The organism is Bartonella sp. TT119HLJHH (genome assembly GCF_042193385.1).
In the GTDB taxonomy this organism is placed as follows: Bacteria; Pseudomonadota; Alphaproteobacteria; order Rhizobiales; family Rhizobiaceae; genus Bartonella.
This window is the reverse complement of sequence record NZ_JBHILS010000045.1, coordinates 1-3,950: the sequence shown is the minus strand read 5'-3', so window position 1 is coordinate 3,950 and position 3,950 is coordinate 1. Positions and strand designations below refer to the sequence as shown.

Here is a 3,950-nt window from a genome sequence, read left to right as displayed (position 1 = left end):
TTATACTTCCTAAATCAAAAACTGGTAAACTTGTTGAAGGTTCATTTGCATGGCTGCTTAAACAATACTTTAACAGCGTTCATTGGCATAGCCTTGCTAAAGCTACGAAAAGACAAAGAGAACTTATCCTTATGAAGGTATGTGATGCTATAGGAAACATTCCATACAGAGAAATAAAGAAATCACATATTACAGCGGGTGTTGAACGCCGCAAAGAAAAACCAACAGCTGCTCACAATTTTCTAAAAGCCCTTAATGGACTTTTTAATTGGGCAATTGATCAAGAGCTTTTAGAAAACAATCCAACAGTAGGAGTAAAAAGACCAGCTTACAACAACAAAGATGGATTTGCTGTTTGGGCAGAAGAAGATGTTGAGAAATATTATCAAAGATGGCATCATGGTACCCATGAACGTGTCTGGATTGATGTTCTTTTATATACGGGCTTACGTCGTGGTGATGCGGTCCGCATTGGCTGGAAAGACGTCAAAGATAATATCATTCATCTCAAGACAGAGAAAAGCAAATTCCAAACAGATGTCTTTCTACCCATTTTGCCTGAATTAGCAGAAACTCTAAAAATTGGTCCTATTGGAAATGAAACATTCATTTGCGGAAAAAACGGAAATAAACTCGTAAAAGAAAGTTTTGGAAACTTATTCCGTGAAGCGTGTAATGCGGCGGGAATCAAAAAATCAGCACATGGCTTAAGAAAATTAGCAGCAACACGCGCCGCTAATTCTGGTGCAACAGTATCACAACTCAAAGCAATTTTTGGCTGGACAGAAGATAAAATGGCATCTCTCTACACAAAGAGCGCAGATCGTAAAAGGTTAGCTATAGAGGCTATAAAAAAACTACAAAAAAATGAGGGATAACGCTATAAAAAGCATAATGGAATCAATAATGATAAATTTCCCCCATATCGTAATAACCCATTTATTTTATTTAAAATAATTGGAACTCTTTTGGGCACCATTTTGTATCTTTAACATATTAAATATATAGATTTTTTCTTTAAATAACCATTTTTAGACTACTTTTTAGACCACCTTCTACGGTTTATACAACTTTACCTAATTTGTTCTTATTTGCTCCTTATTTTTCTTTGGAGTAAAGGGTAAGATCTCTTTTTTCTCCACCTCACTGCTCTCCCTAGCTTATATGGCTCCGGAAATACCCCCTAGCACCCAATTGCGAATCGTTTTTGTGGATACACTAAAAAGCTGTGCACACTCACGTGTTGTTACATATCTATCTCCATCATCAAATATCATCTCATTACCTTTCTCTTTTTTATGTTAATTAAATGGGTGGGGGCTGGAAGGCATGTGAAGCACTCCAACTTTTAAAAATCTGCAAGTTTATTTTTTAGATGTGTTCAATTTCATATTTCCAATCAGGCAATTGAGTAAGAGCTAATGCGAGTTGTCCTCTATGACACATGCATACATTGGCTTCAAAACAGGTGATTGCAACGCGCTTTTTGTTTAAAAACATTTGATATAATTTGTTTATTGCACAAGAATTATTCTTGAGAGTTGTATTTCGATAATTTTTAAAAAGGCGGTCATAATCTTTTTGTGTTTTCAAATTTCTTCGTTTTTCAGAGGCAATTCCAAGTTCAGGCATATGCATATATTCAATATCAATGTTGCTTACAGCTTGCTCTAATTGTCTTTTTGAAAATCCGTGTTTTCTACTTATTGGATTTTTACGAACATCACATAAAGTTTTGATATTGTTTTCTATGAGACAACTAAGATAATTCTCAAGGGACTTACCTTCATAGCCAATGGTAAAAAAACAAAATTCCTCATCTTTAGCAGGCTGTATGATAATATGTTTGGTGTTACACACGTTTAATTTCCTTGGTAAATGGGTGGGGGGGTGCTTAGGAAAGAGGAGAAGGAGAGAGCACCCCCATAGGTTTAAGCAGCTTTTGCCAAAATCTTTTGCATCTCTTGTTCTATTTCCCCTAAAAAGATTTCGACCGCTTTATTGATCTCTTCAATGTGTTTCTCATCACGGAGGACGCGTTTGATTTTCATTCTCAAACCAGTAGATTTGCCTACAAAGTTTGGATTATAGCTCATGAAATCACACCATTTGCGTCCAGTGCATGCCATTTGGAATTGCATCTGTGCGATATATTCAGGCTTGATTTCATCATACACAAAAAAACGAAGATGGGTTGTTGATTGTGGACATTTGACTTTAATTAAACCGTCCTCTCCAATCAACCCATCAGGACTAGCCCCCGCCATTTCCATTTTTGGGTGTTGGGTAAACCCGCATCTTGTGACTTCTGCGTCATAAATGAATTCATATTCTCTTAAGGCATTCTCTTCATGTTCAATGCCCCATTGCATAGCAGGTGTTGTATAAGATTGGCTTATTCCCTCTATTAAGCGTTCTGTCATGAGTTTGATTTTGTAGTCTTCATATTTGCTTGTAGGCAAACCTTTTGCTGTCTTACTCAGTACTTTGTAAACGTTTGAAGCAGTGACTTTACCCAAGCGCGCTTGAAACCATTCTTCTGTCGTTTGTTCCCTCATGTGCTAATCTTGCGCAGTATTGTCGCGATTTAGAAAGCAGGCTTTATGGTGCTACTGAAAAAGTTTTTATAGCAGTGTGAAAATACCCGTAATTTGGCTTTAGGAGGCAAGCGCATTTCATTCGTGAGAATAGGCAAAACTAGTGAAGAGCAACATAACAGTAGCAATTCAAAAGTGGCTAAAACAGCAAAATAGTGAAAAGTGCTGATGGTTTTGTGATTAGATGTGCGTTTAAATCGACAAAAAGGTACCGTACAAAGCGATTTAAAGATTTTATGATAAAAATCGCAATATAAAAACGCTCTGTACGGTCAAATTTAAGGTAAATTAACCTATTGGTAAAATTATGGACTAAAAACATGAGAATATTAAAAGACCTGTTCTTAAAAAAGCGTAAACAGCCAATGCAAAAAGAGTTTGTTGCAACAGCTGTTGGTTATGTTCCTTGGGGAGACGGAGCGGCAGAGTATTTTTACAACCTCTAAGAATAAGAATATGAAGACGTCACAAGAGAATGTGAAAAATTTGATGGTGGTCAGTATTACACCGTACCCAAAAAGGCAAATTTTAGCACCAAAGCGCAGGTAAAAGCATGGGCTTATGGAGGAGCTGTTCCGAAAAACGTTCTCAATTACGAGCCTCTTATAGATGAGATCAACAAAAGCCTAAAAATTACCGAAAACAGTTTAATTGTATGAATTAGGAGCTTTAATCACATGCTTACACCATTTGGCAAAACCTTATGTAAAATTCGTATTGATCGGATAGAGCGTCTATTAGATATGGCTGAGAAATTAGGCGTATCTATAGCATTTTTATCTTCTGTAAAAATTGGTAAAAATCTGTTTCTGTAGGAATGGAATAAAAAATTATCAAGCTGTACGCTTTAGATCAGGATATAGTTTCTCTCTTAAAAAAAGAAGCTTATATTTGTCGTAAGAATTTTACAATGAACTCTTCTGATACACTTAACCATGAAGTTTCTGGAACCTTTGTTAGACTTTTGAAGTCTCTTTCACAATAAGATCTGACAAAGAGCAAAAAACTCATGGAGAAAGTAGAAAAAAACGGTGCTCTCAGAATAGAATACCTTGATCTCCTTATCTTATACACCGCAAACATAATTTTATATATTAAAAAACAATAATACATTTTTGAAATAATTGAATAAATATGCAAATTATGCTAAGATTTTATATGCATAAATTGCTATTCTAATGGGGCTACAAACATACTAAATAAAGTGACATTAATCGGGCGTTTAGGTGCTGATCCCGAAAGCAAAACAATGAATTCTGGAGCAGAAATAGTCAATTTTCGTATGGCAACTTCTGAAAGCTATACGGATAAAAAAACAATCAAAAAGTAGAAAAAACAGAATGGCATTCAGTT

At 35.6% G+C, this 3,950-nt stretch carries 3 protein-coding genes and 4 pseudogenes; 4 read left to right on the top strand and 3 right to left on the bottom strand.

The genetic code is table 11. From position 1 onward, the window contains the following. Nucleotides 1–878, top strand: an 878-nt coding sequence (locus ACFIJL_RS08770; RefSeq protein WP_375624279.1) for a tyrosine-type recombinase/integrase, incomplete at its 5' end; no start/stop codon positions are given. A 198-nt stretch (nt 879–1,076) separates the two neighbouring features. Here ACFIJL_RS08770 and ACFIJL_RS08765 read toward each other — a convergent pair. The 3 genes and pseudogenes from ACFIJL_RS08765 to ACFIJL_RS08755 form a co-directional block, all read right to left on the bottom strand. After that, nucleotides 1,077–1,277 (bottom strand): annotated as a pseudogene (locus ACFIJL_RS08765) (helix-turn-helix transcriptional regulator). Nucleotides 1,278–1,371: 94 nt separating this feature from the next. After that, on the bottom strand, nt 1,372–1,860 hold the full coding sequence (locus ACFIJL_RS08760; RefSeq protein WP_375624278.1) for a DUF488 family protein: 489 nt from the start codon (nt 1,858–1,860) through the stop codon (nt 1,372–1,374). 71 nt (nt 1,861–1,931) lie between these two features. Next, the gene (locus tag ACFIJL_RS08755) at nt 1,932–2,558 is read right to left on the bottom strand and encodes a lambda exonuclease family protein (RefSeq protein WP_375624276.1); all 627 of its coding nucleotides are present in this window, start codon (nt 2,556–2,558) and stop codon (nt 1,932–1,934) included. 359 nt (nt 2,559–2,917) lie between these two features. Between ACFIJL_RS08755 and ACFIJL_RS08750 the strand changes: the two are divergent. The 3 pseudogenes from ACFIJL_RS08750 to ACFIJL_RS08740 all read left to right on the top strand — a co-directional run. Next, a pseudogene (locus ACFIJL_RS08750) lies at nt 2,918–3,256 on the top strand (hypothetical protein). An 18-nt stretch (nt 3,257–3,274) separates the two neighbouring features. Further along, nucleotides 3,275–3,582, top strand: a pseudogene (locus tag ACFIJL_RS08745) (XRE family transcriptional regulator). Between the two features lie 207 nt (nt 3,583–3,789). Continuing rightward, nucleotides 3,790–3,950 (top strand): annotated as a pseudogene (locus ACFIJL_RS08740) (single-stranded DNA-binding protein); the annotation flags it as partial.

Bases quoted from the DNA above. Each gene is read 5' to 3' on its own strand.
- ACFIJL_RS08755 (WP_375624276.1), bottom strand. From the start codon at position 2,558: ATGAGGGAACAAACGACAGAAGAATGGTTTCAAGCGCGCTTGGGTAAA.